The sequence below is a fragment of the Noviherbaspirillum massiliense JC206 genome, assembly GCF_000312045.1.
Classification (GTDB): domain Bacteria; phylum Pseudomonadota; class Gammaproteobacteria; order Burkholderiales; family Burkholderiaceae_D; genus Noviherbaspirillum; species Noviherbaspirillum massiliense.
In genome coordinates this window covers 2,649,492-2,664,100 of record NZ_HE978634.1, presented here as the reverse complement: position 1 = coordinate 2,664,100, position 14,609 = coordinate 2,649,492, and the positions used below count along the sequence as shown (strand labels likewise).

At 56.0% G+C, this 14,609-nt stretch carries 16 protein-coding genes and 1 tRNA gene; 7 read left to right on the top strand and 10 right to left on the bottom strand.

Features of this window, described 5'->3' with window-relative positions; genetic code table 11:
* The first annotated feature begins 61 nt into the window (after positions 1–61).
* The 3 genes from argJ to HGHM_RS13015 all read left to right on the top strand — a co-directional run bounded on the left by argJ (position 62) and on the right by HGHM_RS13015 (position 2,715).
* Positions 62–1,300: a bifunctional glutamate N-acetyltransferase/amino-acid acetyltransferase ArgJ gene (argJ, locus tag HGHM_RS13025; protein ID WP_026075992.1), complete on the top strand. Its 1,239-nt coding sequence runs from the start codon at positions 62–64 to the stop codon at positions 1,298–1,300.
* 107 nt (positions 1,301–1,407) lie between these two features.
* A complete protein-coding gene (locus tag HGHM_RS13020; RefSeq protein WP_034349031.1) occupies positions 1,408–2,280 on the top strand; it encodes an ATP-binding protein in 873 nt (290 codons plus the stop codon).
* Between the two features lie 24 nt (positions 2,281–2,304).
* Positions 2,305–2,715: an NUDIX domain-containing protein gene (locus HGHM_RS13015; RefSeq protein ID WP_019141975.1), complete on the top strand. Its 411-nt coding sequence runs from the start codon at positions 2,305–2,307 to the stop codon at positions 2,713–2,715.
* Positions 2,716–2,739: 24 nt separating this feature from the next.
* On the opposite strand, the gene yacG is transcribed toward HGHM_RS13015, so the two are convergent.
* From yacG to ispB, 8 genes are all read right to left on the bottom strand, one after another.
* A complete protein-coding gene (gene yacG, locus HGHM_RS22680) occupies positions 2,740–2,943 on the bottom strand; it encodes a DNA gyrase inhibitor YacG (RefSeq protein ID WP_075111720.1) in 204 nt (67 codons plus the stop codon).
* A 7-nt stretch (positions 2,944–2,950) separates the two neighbouring features.
* Complete coding sequence (gene zapD, locus HGHM_RS13010; RefSeq protein WP_019141974.1) at positions 2,951–3,706, bottom strand: cell division protein ZapD; 756 nt, start codon at positions 3,704–3,706, stop codon at positions 2,951–2,953.
* Positions 3,707–3,787: 81 nt separating this feature from the next.
* Positions 3,788–4,420 carry a dephospho-CoA kinase gene (gene coaE / locus HGHM_RS13005; RefSeq protein ID WP_019141973.1) on the bottom strand — a complete coding sequence of 211 codons (633 nt, stop codon included), beginning with the start codon at positions 4,418–4,420 and terminating at the stop codon, positions 3,788–3,790.
* Positions 4,421–4,423: 3 nt separating this feature from the next.
* Positions 4,424–5,290, bottom strand: a complete 867-nt coding sequence (locus tag HGHM_RS13000; RefSeq protein ID WP_019141972.1) for a prepilin peptidase — start codon at positions 5,288–5,290, stop codon at positions 4,424–4,426.
* Positions 5,290–6,525, bottom strand: coding sequence for a type II secretion system F family protein (locus HGHM_RS12995; RefSeq protein WP_019141971.1), 1,236 nt, complete (start codon positions 6,523–6,525; stop codon positions 5,290–5,292). The genes HGHM_RS13000 and HGHM_RS12995 overlap by 1 nt, the downstream gene beginning before the upstream one ends.
* A 17-nt stretch (positions 6,526–6,542) precedes the next feature.
* Complete coding sequence (gene pilB / locus HGHM_RS12990) at positions 6,543–8,267, bottom strand: type IV-A pilus assembly ATPase PilB (RefSeq protein WP_051155297.1); 1,725 nt, start codon at positions 8,265–8,267, stop codon at positions 6,543–6,545.
* Positions 8,268–8,758: 491 nt separating this feature from the next.
* A tRNA-Pro gene (locus tag HGHM_RS12985) sits at positions 8,759–8,835 on the bottom strand.
* Positions 8,836–8,865: 30 nt separating this feature from the next.
* The gene (gene ispB / locus HGHM_RS12980) at positions 8,866–9,855 is read right to left on the bottom strand and encodes an octaprenyl diphosphate synthase (protein ID WP_034348520.1); all 990 of its coding nucleotides are present in this window, start codon (positions 9,853–9,855) and stop codon (positions 8,866–8,868) included.
* A gap of 238 nt (positions 9,856–10,093) precedes the next feature.
* Between ispB and rplU the strand changes: the two genes are divergently transcribed.
* The 4 genes from rplU (at position 10,094) to proB (ending at position 13,178) form a co-directional block, all read left to right on the top strand.
* Complete coding sequence (gene rplU / locus HGHM_RS12975) at positions 10,094–10,405, top strand: 50S ribosomal protein L21 (RefSeq protein WP_019141968.1); 312 nt, start codon at positions 10,094–10,096, stop codon at positions 10,403–10,405.
* A 36-nt stretch (positions 10,406–10,441) separates the two neighbouring features.
* Complete coding sequence (gene rpmA, locus HGHM_RS12970; protein WP_019141967.1) at positions 10,442–10,699, top strand: 50S ribosomal protein L27; 258 nt, start codon at positions 10,442–10,444, stop codon at positions 10,697–10,699.
* 95 nt (positions 10,700–10,794) lie between these two features.
* Positions 10,795–11,907 carry an Obg family GTPase CgtA gene (gene cgtA, locus HGHM_RS12965; RefSeq protein WP_019141966.1) on the top strand — a complete coding sequence of 371 codons (1,113 nt, stop codon included), beginning with the start codon at positions 10,795–10,797 and terminating at the stop codon, positions 11,905–11,907.
* A gap of 152 nt (positions 11,908–12,059) precedes the next feature.
* Positions 12,060–13,178, top strand: a complete 1,119-nt coding sequence (gene proB / locus HGHM_RS12960; protein ID WP_019141965.1) for a glutamate 5-kinase — start codon at positions 12,060–12,062, stop codon at positions 13,176–13,178.
* Positions 13,179–13,300: 122 nt separating this feature from the next.
* On the opposite strand, the gene HGHM_RS12955 is transcribed toward proB, so the two are convergent.
* Both HGHM_RS12955 and HGHM_RS12950 read right to left on the bottom strand, forming a co-directional pair.
* Positions 13,301–13,882, bottom strand: a complete 582-nt coding sequence (locus HGHM_RS12955; RefSeq protein ID WP_019141964.1) for a CNP1-like family protein — start codon at positions 13,880–13,882, stop codon at positions 13,301–13,303.
* A 9-nt stretch (positions 13,883–13,891) separates the two neighbouring features.
* Positions 13,892–14,476, bottom strand: coding sequence for an RNA pyrophosphohydrolase (locus HGHM_RS12950; protein WP_019141963.1), 585 nt, complete (start codon positions 14,474–14,476; stop codon positions 13,892–13,894).
* Positions 14,477–14,609: the final 133 nt, after the last annotated feature.

Below are 14,609 nucleotides of genomic sequence, written 5' to 3'. Positions count from 1 at the left end.
CGCATTGCCTGACGATACGATTACAATACCTGTCTATTTTTCCCGACCCACCTGCGAACCTATGGCTGTCAATCTTCCTCTTCCTGTTGCCACTAACCTGAAACCCGTGCCCGGCATAGAACTGGGCCATGCCGAAGCCGGCGTGCGCAAGGCCAACCGCAAGGATTTGCTGGTCATGAAGCTGGCTCCTGGCGCAACAGTAGCGGGCGTGTTCACCACTAACCGCTTCTGCGCCGCGCCCGTGCAGGTATGCAAGGCGCACCTGGAAGCAGCCCGCATGTCCGCCATGCCGATACGCGCGCTTGTCATCAATACCGGCAATGCCAATGCCGGAACTGGTGCCCCGGGACTGGCGAATGCCAATGCAACTTGCGACGCCTTGGCCGGCCTGCTTGGATGCGATCCCTCGCAAGTCCTGCCATTCTCGACTGGCGTGATCCTGGAGCCCTTGCCCGTGGAACGGATCAAGGCCGGACTGCCGAAGGCGATCGCAAATCTGAAAGCCGATAACTGGTATAACGCGGCTGAGTCGATCATGACAACCGACACCCAGCCGAAAGCGGCTTCGCGGTCCGTAACCATTAGTGGAAAGACGGTGACGCTGACCGGCATTAGCAAGGGCGCCGGCATGATCAAGCCGAACATGGCAACGATGCTTGGCTTCCTGGCGACCGATGCGGGCATCGTCCAGCCGGTGCTCGATCAACTGATCAAGGAAGTGGCGGACAAATCCTTCAACTGCATCACGATCGATGGCGATACCTCGACCAATGACTCGTTCATGCTGATTGCAACCGGCGCTTCAGGCCTGATGGTGACTGATGCCGCTTCCCCGGAATATGCAGCGCTGGCTGCGGCGGTTACCGGACTGGCTCAGGAACTGGCGCAGATGATCGTGCGTGACGGCGAAGGCGCGACCAAGTTCATTACCGTTGCAGTGGAAGAGGGCAGGGGCGTCGAGGAATGCCGCAAGATTGCGTATGCAATCGGCCATTCTCCGCTCGTCAAGACTGCGTTCTATGCTTCGGATCCGAATCTTGGGCGCATCCTGGCTGCGATCGGCTATGCTGGCGTCGACGACCTCGATGTCACCAAGCTGAACCTGTATCTCGATGATGTCTGGGTGGCCAAGAATGGTGGCCGCAATCCCGATTATCAGGAGGCGGATGGCCAGCGTGTGATGAAGCAGAGCGAAATCACCATCACGGTCAAGCTGGCGCGTGGCAGTGCCAGTGCGACGATTTGGACTTGTGACTTGTCGCACGAGTATGTCAGCATCAATGCCGATTATCGATCCTGAGTCCGAGTCGGCCCTGCTGTCACTTCCCGAAAAATCAGCAGCGATGAAACGGCGCCATGCTGCATGCATGGCGGCTGCGCTGCCTTGAAATACTACTTCAAACAACGATGCAACTTGATCAATTCCTGACGCGTGCCGAGGCGCTGTTGACCCGGCTCGAATCCATTCTTCCGCAAGCCAACCCGGCGCCCGATTGGAACAGTGCAGTCGCATTCCGGTGGCGGAAATCCAGTGGCGCAATCGGTCGCGGATACCTGCAGCCGGTGAAGAATGTTGCGCAAATCTCCTTGTCCGATCTCCACAATATCTCCACTCAAAAGCAGCAGATCGATCAAAACACACGCCAGTTTGTCGAAAGGCGTCCGGCCAACAATGTGCTGCTTACCGGCGCTCGCGGCACTGGCAAGTCGTCCCTGATCAAGGCCTGCCTGAATCAATATGCGAAACAAGGCTTGCGCCTGATTGAAGTCGACAAGGAAGACTTGGCTGATTTGCCGGACATTGTGGAACTCGTGGCGGGACGCAAGGAGCGCTTCATCATCTTCTGCGATGACTTGTCCTTCGAGGAAGGCGAGGGCGGTTACAAGGCACTGAAGGTCGCGCTCGATGGCAGCATCTCGGCTCAGTCCGACAATGTGCTGATTTACGCGACTTCCAACCGACGCCATTTGATGCCGGAACGTATGTCCGACAATGCAAGCTATGTGCATACCGACGACGGAGACTTGCATCCCGGGGAGACGGTTGAGGAAAAGATTTCCCTGTCAGAGCGCTTCGGCCTGTGGGTGTCGTTTTATCCATTCAAGCAGGATGACTACCTGGACATCGTGGCACACTGGCTGCGCCACTTCGGCTGCAATGCGAGCCAAATCGAAGCGGCCCAACCCGATGCACTGCGCTGGGCGTTGCAGCGCGGATCGCGCTCAGGCCGCGTTGCCTGGCAATTCGCCAAGGATTATGCGGGCAAGCTGAACGCATAACGGATAAGTTTTCTCAGGCCTTACATGTCTGCGCCCCCTGCATCTCCAATCGACGTCGCCGTCGGCATCCTGTTGAAGCAAAATGGGGACGTGCTGCTGGGGCAGCGGCCGGATGGCAAGCCCTATGCGGGCTACTGGGAATTCCCGGGCGGGAAGGTGGAAAAGGGGGAGGATATCCTCGATGCCTTGAAGCGCGAATTTGTCGAGGAGCTTGGCATTCGGATTAACTCTGCGGAACCCTGGTGCGGTGTCGAGTACGTCTACCCGCACGCCCATGTGAGGTTGCATTTCTATATTAGTCGCGACTGGCACGGAGAGCCGCAGAGCCTGGAGGGCCAGGCCTTCGCCTGGCAGGGAAGCGTTGGCGTCGAACCCTTGCTGCCGGCGACGATTCCCTTGCTGAAATGGCTTGATCAGCTTCGCTTTGCCGCCTGATACAGCGCGGCTTTCGCGGTGCTCTTATGGCTTGCGCCCGTGGCCATCTCCATCCGGATCTTGCGGAACGTCGTCCACAGGTTCCTTGGAGGGGATTACATACTTCTCCTCCGCCCAAGCGCCTAGATCAATTTGCTTGCAGCGTTCGGAGCAGAAGGGGCGGAACTTGTTTTTTTCGGTCCACTCAACTTTTTTCCCGCAAGTAGGGCAGTTGACGACGGTTGGCATGGCAAGTCTAGAAATTGCACAGGGTTAGTTCGAACGGGACTTCCCCTTCGAAGGGCCGAGGCTTCATGTCTCCGTCCTGCGCGGTGAAGCGAATCCACAGCATGTATTTGTTCGCAGAAATTTCCGGAATCGCCCCCAGCTTTTCATCAATGGTCAACCGCAGCATTTGGTAGACCTTGCCTTGCAACATTTGCTGATAGCTACCGCCGGTGGCGATAGCCTTGGCTGAGCGTCCAGATTCCCTTAGTAGACGCAACACTACGCTGATGGCATCGAATAGCGGAACCAGAGGCGCAAACCAATTGGAGATATCGGCAAAGCGCTGCTGCGCCGTACGATGCTGCCATGCGTAGTAGGAAGGCAGATCAAATTCGCAAGCACCGCCCGGGATGATGGTTCGTCCCCGAATGCTCATCAGCCATTCATTGTCCCGCACGTTTTGGCCCGTCTTGCCTTGCGTCGCCACGAGAGCTGCGCTGCTTCGGTCGACGTCGGCCAGAATGGCATCCAGTCGCTCGGCCTGGACATTTGGGTTGGATTTGAAACCCAACAGGGTTTGCTTCTGGCGCTCCAACTCTTGCAACAGATCAGACTTGAGATCGGCTCGTCCGGCGACTTCGAGCATTTCAAAAATCGTTGACAGGGCGATGTGGTGCTGCTGGGGATGCTCCTGATGCAGGAAGAAGATGAATTTTTCGTACAGGTCTTCCAGCCGCAGCAGCGTGCGAATACGCTCGTTAAAAGGGTATTCGTAGGTGATCAAAGTCGCATCCCCCTTGGATTTGGGCTGGGAAATAAATACGTGATTCTGAATGAAGCACGTGAAAATTACAAATGCAGCAGTTTACCGGCCTTTTGCGGCCAATGCAGCATACAAGGCATGAAGACGGTCCACTTGCGGTCGAAGGTCAGCCTGACTTCCTTCGTTCAGTATGACATCGTCCGCAGCAGAAAGCCGGGCCTGGCGCGTTGCCTGTGTCGCCATGATAGCAAGTACCTGGGATTCATTTAGCCCACTGCGGCTCATTACCCTCTTTACTTGCAAGTGTTCCGGGCAATCGACGACGCAGACCCGAGACAGGCGCTGCTTCCACGTTCCCGATTCGACCAGTAGCGGCACTACGAAGATCAGATAACTGCCGGGTACCTGGGAGGCGGCACGATCAGATTCGATGCGAATCAGCGGATGCAGGATCGCTTCCAGACGCTTTTTCGCTTCTGAATCGGCAAAGACGCGGGCACGCATCCTGGCCCTGTCCATGGCCCCGGAAGGGGTGATGAAGGAATCGCCGAATTCGGATTGAATTGCCGCAATTGCAGCCCCTCCCGGTGCTGTTAACTGGTGGGCGATTTGGTCGGTGTCAACAATTGCTGCGCCGCGTTCGGCAAACATGTCGGTCACGGTGCTTTTCCCACTGCCGATGCCGCCAGTTAATCCGACGGAAAACCGGGTCGTCGGAGGTCCGGAATTGGTCATGGCTCAAACAGGGAAGCCAAGATAGGCTTGTACCATTGCCTTCCCATAAATTAACGCAATCAGCCCAGCGGCAGCCAGGTAAGGGCCGAAGGGGATGGGGTTTTCACGGCCGCGCTTGACGAAAACAATCAACGCGATTCCCACGATCGCTCCGACTACCGAGGACAGCAGAATGATTACCGGGAGCATTTTCCAGCCAAGCCATGCTCCCAGCGCGGCCAGCAGTTTGAAGTCGCCGTAGCCCATGCCTTCCTTGCCAGTCGTGAGCTTGAACAGCCAATATACACTCCACAGGCTCAGATAACCGGCTACAGCGCCAATCACCGCTTCCTGAAGAGGAACGAAAGTACCATTCAGATTGACCAGCAAGCCGCACCATAGAAGCGGCAGCGTCAAGTCGTCCGGCAGCAGCTGCGTATCGGCGTCGATAAAGGTCATCGCGATCAGCAGGTAGGTGAACACCAGTGTACCCAGTCCCGCCAATCCGCTGCCAAAGTGCCAGACCATGAAGGCCGACAGCCCTCCCGTCAGCAGTTCTACCAGGGGATAGCGTACCGAAATAGGCGCTTTGCACTCGATGCACTTGCCGCGCAAGAAGAGGTAGCTGATGACCGGAATGTTTTCGAGTGCGCCGATGCGGTGCCCGCAATGCGGGCACGCGGAACGCGGCACCATCAGATTGTAGCGATCGCTATGTGGAAGCGGCTTCCCGCTTTCATGCGCTACGTAGTTATCCGACTCCCGCTGCATCATTTTCGGGAGCCGGTGAATGACTACATTGAGGAAGCTGCCGATGAGCAGGCCAAAAATACCGGCCAGTACTGTGGAATAGACATTTCCCGGAGGCGCAAGCAGAAGTAAGTCCAGCATCAAACCACGGATCCAAGTTTAAAGATGGGCAGATACATTGCCACTACCAGACCGCCAATCAGCACACCGAGGATGGCCATGATCAGCGGTTCCATGAGGCTGGAGAGCGATTCGACTGCTTCATCGACTTCCTGCTCATAGAAATCGGCCACCTTGCCAAGCATTTGATCCAGCGCACCCGATTCTTCACCGATCGAAACCATTTGTGTGACCATGTTGGGAAATACCTCGGCGTTCTGCATGGCCACCGTCAGGCTAGTGCCAGTCGCCACCTCGGTCTGAATTTTTTTCGTGGCATCAACATAGACAGCATTTCCCGAGGCGCCGCCGACCGAGTCGAGCGCTTCGACCAAGGGAACGCCGGCGGCAAACATCGTTGCCAGCGTACGGGTCCAGCGCGCAATCGTGCCTTTGCGGATGACAGGGCCGAACACAGGTGCTTGCAACAAAGTTTTGTCCATGAAACGCTGCACTTTCGGGGAGCGCTTCCAAGACTGGAAAAACAGATAGAGGCCGGCAAACAAGCCGCCAAATATGATGTACCAGTAGGCGACGAAGAAATCGGATATTGCCATGACAAACAGCGTAGGCGCAGGCAGATCCGCACCGAAGCTCTTGAATACCTCCTTAAAGGCGGGCACGACCCAGATCATGATGACCGAAGTCACGACAAACGCCACCACCAAGATGGAGATCGGGTAAAACAGCGCAGACTTGATCTTGCCTTTGATCGCAAGGGTCTTTTCCTTGTACAGCGCCAGCCTGGTAAGCAAGTCTTCCAGAATACCAGCCTGCTCGCCCGCGGCAACCAGGTTGCAGAACAGCGGATCGAAATAAAGCGGAAATTTACGGAATGCCTGGTTCAGACTGCTTCCGGTTTCCACATCGGCCCGAATATCCTGAAGCAGTTTGGCTACAGATGGGTTTGCATGGCCTTTCGACACGATATCGAAAGACTGCAGCAAGGGCACGCCTGCCTTCATCATGGTCGCCAGCTGGCGGGTGAACAGTGTGATGTCTTTCTCGGTGATTTTCTTGCCACTCTTGAAGGTCTTCTTTTTGACCTTGGTGACAAGAATGCCTTGGCGACGCAATGTCGCGTTTACCACGGCTTCGCCCTGGGCGCGCAGCTCACCGCGGACAATCTTGCCCGTCTTGTCCTTGCCCTCCCAGGCAAAAATCATTTCTTTTGCCATGCCGGCTGCGCCTGCGGCCTTGCGCCCTGCAGTTGCCATGTCCTTCTCCCCTTCAACTATTCATTGGTGCAGCTGAGCACTTCTTCCAGGCTGGTCAATCCCTGTTTGACCTTGACAAGGCCAGCTTCGCGCAAGGTTTTCACGCCATCGCGCCTTGCCTGCTCTTCGATCTCAAGTGCCGTGCCGTGCGCCAGAATGATGCGCTCGATATCTTCGGTAATCGGCATGATCTGATAGATGCCGACCCGTCCTTTGTATCCGCTGCCGTTGCAGCGCTCGCACCCGACGGGTTTGTAGGGCACCCAGGTACCATCCAGTTCGTCTTCCTGAAAACCCGCCTCGAGCAGCGTCTCGTCAGGAATGGAGGTGGGTTGCTTGCAGGTACACAGCCGGCGCGCCAAGCGCTGAGCAGTGATCATGATGACAGAAGACGCAATATTGAACGGCGCCACGCCCATATTCATCAAGCGGGTGAGGGTCGACGGAGCATCGTTAGTATGCAGTGTTGAAAACACCATGTGACCGGTTTGTGCGGCCTTGATGGCGATGTCCGCAGTCTCGAGATCTCGAATCTCGCCGACCATGATGATATCGGGGTCCTGTCGCAGGAAGGATTTCAGCGCGGCAGCAAACGTCAGTCCGGCCTTGTCATTCACGTTCACCTGATTGACGCCGGGAAGATTGATTTCGGCAGGGTCTTCTGCCGTCGAGATATTGATGCCCGGCTTATTCAGAATGTTCAAGCAGGTATAGAGCGATACCGTCTTGCCGGAACCGGTTGGCCCGGTGACGAGCACCATGCCGTAGGGACGGTGGATTGCGTCGAGCAGGAGTTCCTTCTGATCAGGATCGTATCCGAGCGCATCGATGCCCATTTGCGCCTGAGTCGCATCCAAGATACGCATTACGATCTTTTCGCCGAACAGCGTCGGCAGCGTGCTTACGCGGAAATCGATGGTCCGGTTTTTGGATACCACCAGCTTCATGCGACCGTCTTGCGGCACCCGTTTTTCCGAAATATCGAGCTTGGAAATGACCTTGATGCGGGACGCCAGCTTTTCCTTGATTGCCAGTGGCGGTTGCGCAATTTCCTGCAACACGCCGTCGACCCGGAAGCGGATTCGGTAAAACTTTTCAAATGGTTCGAAGTGAAGGTCGGACGCGCCCATGTTGATCGCGTCCAGCAGAATTTTCTGTAAAAACTTGACGACCGGTGCGTCATCGATATCGGCAGTAGCTGCGTCGCCCGGTTCGGCTGTCCCCTCCTCGGACAATTCGACATCAAGATCGTCGCCGATGAGAGTCTCGAGATTCTGCTCCGTACTCTGCCCGAGCTTGTCGATCAGCTTGAGAAGAGCGGGGTGCTCGACAATGACCGGCTCGACTGTCAGCTCGGTCTGAAACTTGATTTGGTCTAGGGTCTGAGTATTGGTCGGGTCAGAAATGGCGACAGACAGTTTGTTGCCGCGCTTTGCCAAAGCAAGGACCCGCTGACTTTGCATCAGCTTGGTGCTGATGACATTTTCCTGCAGAAAGCTGGGATTGAAAGCTGAAAGATCCAGCGCCGGATAGCCGAACGTATCGGCACAAAACATTGCGAGAGAGCGTGCGTCGATGGCGCGACTGTCCAGAAGCACATCAATGAACGGCGTCTTGTCTGCAATTGCTTGTTTGTTCAAGGCTTCCGCCTGCGCCGCCTGCAGTCGGCCGGCCTGGACCAAGGCGCGTGCCAACCCGGACACAGCAACGCCAGAAACCGAATTTGGAAGAACTGCGGCCATAAATTGTGGGGAAAATTGCGCCAGTAGCCTGTTAATTTGCAATAGATGATGCCTCTGGGCATTTTTTTTGTAAAGACAATGTGGCAGATTGTCACATTATTGCCGAGTCGGCCCGCAAACCCGGCAAGCTGCTCATTGCAATTGACCTTTATGGCGCGACCGAAGTTTGGCTTGGCTGAACGACATTATTGAAGCCGGTATGCCAAGAATGGGAAGCTGTTAGACGTAGTTCGGTAGAAGTGGAAACGTCGGAAAGCGAAGTCAGGCGAGGGGCGTTAGAAAAGATGCCGTGACTTTGATGATGCGGTAACGTTCGAAATCATTCCCGCGTGGGGCATTCATTGGATATGAAGCAATGCTTCATGGAGGCAAGTGGATTCGAAGCGGCAGCCTTTCTGCCCCGAACGCGCCTTCACCGTCAAAATCCCTGCTCCGGGTTAGGGTTCCGAAAACAAAAACAGCGGGTAGGTAACCCGCTGTTTGTAATTCTGTGGTCGGGGTGAGAGGATTCGAACCTCCGGCCTCTACGTCCCGAACGTAGCGCTCTACCAGGCTAAGCTACACCCCGATTGCAGGAACGTGTACTGAATTGAGTTGCTCAGTAACTGCGGTTCACTGCGAAAGCGCATAATTGTAGCAGGGAATCCTTAAATTTGCTATCAGGTAGAGTGGCAATCGCAGTTGCCGCTTGTTCCGCTGCTTTATCGGCTTCGCGCTTTGTATATGCTAATGCGCCGGATGATGTGATTGCGGACAGAATTTCGTCAAAATGGCTCTCATCCCCCGTTTCGATACAGGCGCGCACTAATTGTCTCTGTTGAGGCGTGCCGTTTTGCATCAAATAAATCAGGGGCAGAGTCGGCTTCCCTTCTCGCAGGTCATCCCCCACATTTTTGCCGATGTCCGCCGCATTTCCCGAGTAATCCAGCATATCGTCGATCAGCTGGAATGCCGTTCCTATGGACCTGCCGAATTCTGCTGCGGCAGCTATTGCTTCTTCCGGAGCGCCGGCGATCAGTGCACCCAGTTGGGCGGCTGCCTCAAAGAGCTTGGCTGTCTTGGAGCGGATGACTTGCAAATAGCGCTCTTCCGTCACATCCGGGTCATGCATGTTCAGCAGTTGCAGCACCTCTCCCTCTGCAATGACATTCGTCGCATCGGCGAGTATTTCCATGATTCGCATGTTGCCGACGGCAACCATCATCTGGAAGGCGCGTGAATAGAGAAAGTCACCTACCAGCACCGAAGCGGCATTGCCGAACATGGCATTGGCGGTTTGGCGTCCGCGGCGCAGCGAGGATTCGTCCACCACGTCATCGTGAAGCAGTGTTGCGGTATGGATGAACTCAATGACGGCCGCCAGTTCATGATGATGAGTGCCCCGATATCCGAATGCATTGGCAATCATCAGAACGAGCGCCGGACGAATCCGCTTTCCTCCTGCGCTGATAATGTATTCCGCAATCTGATTAACAAGCGGCACGTCCGAGCGCAAGCGCCGCCGGATAACCGTGTTAACGGCCTCCATGTCTGCGGCAATCGAATGCGTGATTTTGTGTTGTGTGGATGGTTGGGGGGCGGCAGACAAAATAAAACCTGCAAAGCAAGATTTCGAGAATTAGGAGAATTATACGATGACAATTCGCATTCGCAGGAATATGCGCAAACCTCGAAAAAGTGGAAGGGGTAGCGGGTGGCGCGCGCTTTCGGTTACGAGGTGGCTTTGACTTCGATTCTAAGTGTATGTATAATTGGAAGTTTTCGCGATTTGCCTAGGTATTTGGCGGTGCGGAAAAATCTTTGTTAATCATTTGATGAGGTTTCACATGTACGCGGTCATAAAAACCGGCGGCAAACAATACAAGGTTGCTGCTGGCGAAAAACTTAAAGTAGAACAGATACCGGCTGACATTGGTTCCGAAATCACCCTTGATCAAGTGCTCGCAGTGGGTGCTGGTGACACCATCAAATTTGGTGCGCCGCTGGTTAATGGTGCCAAGGTCCAGGCTACGGTAGTGGCGCACGGTCGCCACGATAAGGTCAAAATTTTCAAGATGCGCCGCCGCAAGCACTACCAGAAGCGTCAGGGCCATCGCCAAAATTACACCGAACTGCAAATCGTCTCGATCAACGCTTAAGCGTGTCGAGCTAACCGGAAACCAAGGAGTCTCTAAATGGCACACAAAAAAGGCGGCGGCACTACACGCAACGGTCGCGATTCCGAGTCGAAACGCCTGGGCGTCAAGGTTTATGGCGGCCAAAGCATCAATGCGGGTGGCATTATCGTGCGCCAGCGCGGTACGCGCATGCACCCCGGTGAAAACGTCGGCATCGGCAAGGACCACACCTTGTTTGCGCTGGTCGACGGCAAGGTGAAGTTCACCACCAAAGGTGCTCTGCAGCGTCACATTGTCATGGTTGAGCCTGCTTGATCGCGTCAGGCTGACTTGGCGTGACATAAGGCGAAAGCCTCTCATCAAAAGGCTCTGCCGGCGGTAGGGCCTTTTTCGTTTTTGGCGGCAAAAATATGAAGTTTATCGACGAAGCAAAAATCGAAGTAATTGCTGGAGACGGCGGCAACGGCGTCGCGTCGTTTTGCCGTGAAAAATTCAGGCCATTTGGCGGGCCCGATGGGGGAGATGGCGGCAAGGGCGGCAGCATTTGGGCCGTTGCCGACCGCAACATCAATACCCTGGTCGATTACCGCTACTCCAAACTGCACAGGGCTCGCAATGGCGAGAACGGCCGCGGATCTGATTGCTACGGCAAGGGCGCGGATGATGTGATGCTGCGCATGCCTGTCGGGACCTTGATCACGGATCAGAACAGCGGTGAAATAGTTGCAGACCTCACCGAGCACGGGCAGGTGGCATTGCTCGCCAAGGGCGGCGAAGGTGGGTGGGGCAATATTCATTTCAAGTCTTCCACCAACCGGGCGCCACGCCAGAAGACCGACGGCAAGCCGGGCGAGCAGCGTGAGTTGAAGCTGGAGTTGAAAGTCCTGGCCGATGTGGGCCTGCTCGGCATGCCGAACGCAGGCAAGTCGACTTTCATTTCGGCTGTATCCAACGCCCGCCCAAAAATCGCCGATTATCCGTTTACCACGCTGCATCCGAACCTTGGCGTCGTCCGCGTCAGTCATGAAAAGAGCTTCGTAATCGCGGACATTCCGGGACTGATCGAGGGCGCGGCAGAGGGCGCCGGCCTCGGGCACCAGTTTCTGCGCCACCTGCAGCGCACCCGCCTGTTGCTGCACATCGTCGACCTCGCGCCGTTCGAGGATACGGTAGATCCGGTGAAGGAAGCGAAGGCGATCGTCAAGGAATTGAAGAAATACGACGAATCGCTGTTCGAAAAGCCGCGCTGGCTGGTCTTGAACAAGCTGGACATGGTGCCGGAGGCGGAGCGCGGAAAACGCGTCAAGGATTTTGTGAAGCGCTTCGGCTGGAAAGGGCCTGTGTTCGAAATCTCGGCCTTGACCCGCGAAGGGTGCGAAGAATTGATCGTCGCGATCTACGATTACCTAGCTGAACAGCGTCAGCAGGAGCACCGTGCAGAAGAAACCCGGATGGCGGAAGAGGCGCGAGGCATTGCATCGATCGACCCCGACGACCCGCGTTTCAAGCTGATTGATCACTGATGGGACTAGGTGCAGGAAAGGCTGCCAATGGCGGTTGGATGCGTTGGCGCCCCACCGAGGCGTTGCGCGGTCGAGGCGCTTGCGCAATTTCCTGACGTAGCTCGGCAATCCGCGCATCAATGGTTTTTCCGAATCCTGGTTCAACACAAAGCATGAATTCCGTCATCCAGAACGCCAAGCGCATCATCATCAAAGTAGGCTCTTCACTCGTCACCAACGATGGCAAAGGGCTCGACAATGGGGCCATCGCCAAGTGGGCCGAGCAGATCGCGCAACTGCGCGCGCTGGGCAAAGAGGTGGTCTTGGTAAGCTCGGGCGCAATCGCGGAAGGCATGCAGCGTTTGGGGTTCGACAAGAGGCCGACAGGCATCCACGAGTTGCAGGCTTGCGCTGCAGTCGGGCAGATGGGACTGGCGCAAATCTACGAGACGAGTTTCCGCCAGCATCATATTCGGACTGCCCAGGTACTGCTGACCCATGCCGACTTGGCGGACCGTGAACGCTACCTGAATGCACGCTCGACGCTCTTCACCTTGCTGCACTTCGGGGTGGTGCCGATCATCAACGAGAATGACACCGTTGTCACGGATGAGATCAAGTTTGGAGACAATGACACACTGGGTGCTCTGGTGGCGAATCTCATCGAAGGCGATGCGCTGGTCATCCTGACCGACCAGAAGGGACTGTACACTGCCGATCCGCGCAAGGACCCGAATGCGCAATTCGTACACGAAGCCAAGGCAGGCGACCCTGCTCTCGAAGCAATGGCAGGCGGTGCCGGCACTGGTATCGGACGCGGAGGCATGCTGACCAAGATCCTGGCTGCAAAGCGGGCTGCGACTTCAGGTGCCCACACAGTCATCGCCTGGGGGCGAGAACACCAAGTGCTGGTACGGCTGGCGCACGGTGAAGCGATCGGTACCCAGTTGGTTGCGCAGACGGCGCAATTGACTGCACGGAAGCAATGGATGGCCGACCATCTGCAAACTGCCGGCAAGGTCATGCTCGACGCGGGTGCCGTCCAGAAACTCACCCATGAAGGCAAATCCCTGCTGCCTATAGGCGTCATTGAAGTCAGTGGTGAATTCGGCAGAGGTGACGTTATCACCTGCATCGATGAAGCGGGACGAGCAGTTGCACGCGGCATGACGAACTACAGCAGTTCAGACGCACGTCGCATCATGCGCCACCCGTCAGGGGAGATTCCCGCCATTCTCGGCTTTGTTGAAGAGCCGGAACTGATTCACCGCGACAACATGGTCTTGCTGTAAATCATACTTTCAGGGCCGCTGTTCCATGCTTGTTTGCAGGGATGGAAAGACGAGGCAGCGTGCCCGATGATGACTTGTGGCCCGATGATGGCTTGTGAACTAAAGGGGCTGCCTTAACTCCGTTATCTTTGTTCCGATAACGGTTGCTTGTAGCGGATCCTTTTCACAATATCCTCTGCCTTCCCGGCTACAGTATTTCCTTGGCAAAAATAATCCAGCGCAAGTGCCGCATGCTGGCGATTCGCGACCTTCGTCGGAATCGGCTCCCACTGATTACGACGGGAGCGCGACCATGAACCATCGGGACGGCCAAAGGCATACAGCTTTTTCTCAAACGACTGGCAGCGGACGCCTTCATAGCTGATGTTGGTTGCCCCCTCTTCGCTGCGAGCCACCAAGGTGTAGCGAATCACGCCATCGGTGCCGACTGATACCGAATGCGCATCGATTGCGAATGACTGGGTTGCGGTCGGGCTGACGTAGAAAGGCAGCAAATTCTCGTTATTCGGTGCCGAAGGGAATTGCACCGCAATTTCCTGCCAAGGTTTTTCCTGATCGTCGAAATCCTTTTCAAACTGCGACTGCGCCCACGCGCCGTGCCAGAGCGTTGCCATGGCCAGGAAAATGGCGGCAAGCCGTGCTTGCTTCCATGCCGGGCGCGAGCGGTTTGCCGGATATGCATTGAATGAATTATTGGAGAGCATCAGCCGGAATTATTTCTCTTTGGGTTTGGCCGCATGCGGGCTCGGTTCGGCCGAGGAGCGTGCCGGGTGGGTTTGGCGCAAGTACCGGGCACCATGACGCTGCCCATGATTTTGCTGGGCGGGCCGAGTCACAAAGCGCGACAGTTCCTGCAGCGCCTTTCGGTAAACATCGCGCTTGAATTCGATGACCACATCCAGCGGCACCCAGTAGTCATGCCAGCGCCATGCATCAAATTCGGGATGCTCGGTAAGACGCAAATTGATGTCGCAATCACGGCCTACCATGCGCAACAGGAACCAGATTTGCTTCTGGCCCCGGTAATGGCCACGGATTTCCCTTTTGATAAAACGGTCGGGCACCTCATAGCGCAGCCAGTCGCGTGTGCGGCCGAGGATCTTGACGTGTTCCGCCCTCAGGCCGATTTCTTCTTCCAGTTCCCGGAACATTGCCTGTTCCGGCGTCTCGCCGAACTTGATCCCGCCTTGGGGGAATTGCCAGGAATGCTCGCGCACTCGCTTGCCCCACCATACCTCATTATTGGTATTAAGCAGGATGATGCCGACGTTCGGGCGGAAGCCTTCACGGTCCAGCATAGTGCACCTCAAACTTTCTGCGGCCGCTGCATCTCTCTCATTACAAATCTGGCACGAATCGCCTTGTCCGGGAGTCGTGTTCACGCCGAACAGGTTCGCTCTCGTGAATCAATTGTTCGAAGAATGGGTGCAT

Coding starts and splice junctions, on each gene's coding strand:
- pilB (WP_051155297.1), bottom strand. CDS start 8,267: ATGGCCGCAGTTCTTCCAAATTCGGTTTCTGGCGTTGCTGTGTCCGGG.
- yacG (WP_075111720.1), bottom strand. CDS start 2,943: ATGCCAACCGTCGTCAACTGCCCTACTTGCGGGAAAAAAGTTGAGTGG.
- HGHM_RS13015 (WP_019141975.1), top strand. CDS start 2,305: ATGTCTGCGCCCCCTGCATCTCCAATCGACGTCGCCGTCGGCATCCTG.
- HGHM_RS13020 (WP_034349031.1), top strand. CDS start 1,408: ATGCAACTTGATCAATTCCTGACGCGTGCCGAGGCGCTGTTGACCCGG.
- HGHM_RS12955 (WP_019141964.1), bottom strand. CDS start 13,882: ATGCTCTCCAATAATTCATTCAATGCATATCCGGCAAACCGCTCGCGC.
- argJ (WP_026075992.1), top strand. CDS start 62: ATGGCTGTCAATCTTCCTCTTCCTGTTGCCACTAACCTGAAACCCGTG.
- HGHM_RS12950 (WP_019141963.1), bottom strand. CDS start 14,476: ATGCTGGACCGTGAAGGCTTCCGCCCGAACGTCGGCATCATCCTGCTT.
- HGHM_RS13000 (WP_019141972.1), bottom strand. CDS start 5,290: ATGCTGGACTTACTTCTGCTTGCGCCTCCGGGAAATGTCTATTCCACA.
- coaE (WP_019141973.1), bottom strand. CDS start 4,420: ATGACCAATTCCGGACCTCCGACGACCCGGTTTTCCGTCGGATTAACT.
- rplU (WP_019141968.1), top strand. CDS start 10,094: ATGTACGCGGTCATAAAAACCGGCGGCAAACAATACAAGGTTGCTGCT.
- proB (WP_019141965.1), top strand. CDS start 12,060: ATGAATTCCGTCATCCAGAACGCCAAGCGCATCATCATCAAAGTAGGC.
- cgtA (WP_019141966.1), top strand. CDS start 10,795: ATGAAGTTTATCGACGAAGCAAAAATCGAAGTAATTGCTGGAGACGGC.
- rpmA (WP_019141967.1), top strand. CDS start 10,442: ATGGCACACAAAAAAGGCGGCGGCACTACACGCAACGGTCGCGATTCC.
- HGHM_RS12995 (WP_019141971.1), bottom strand. CDS start 6,525: ATGGCAACTGCAGGGCGCAAGGCCGCAGGCGCAGCCGGCATGGCAAAA.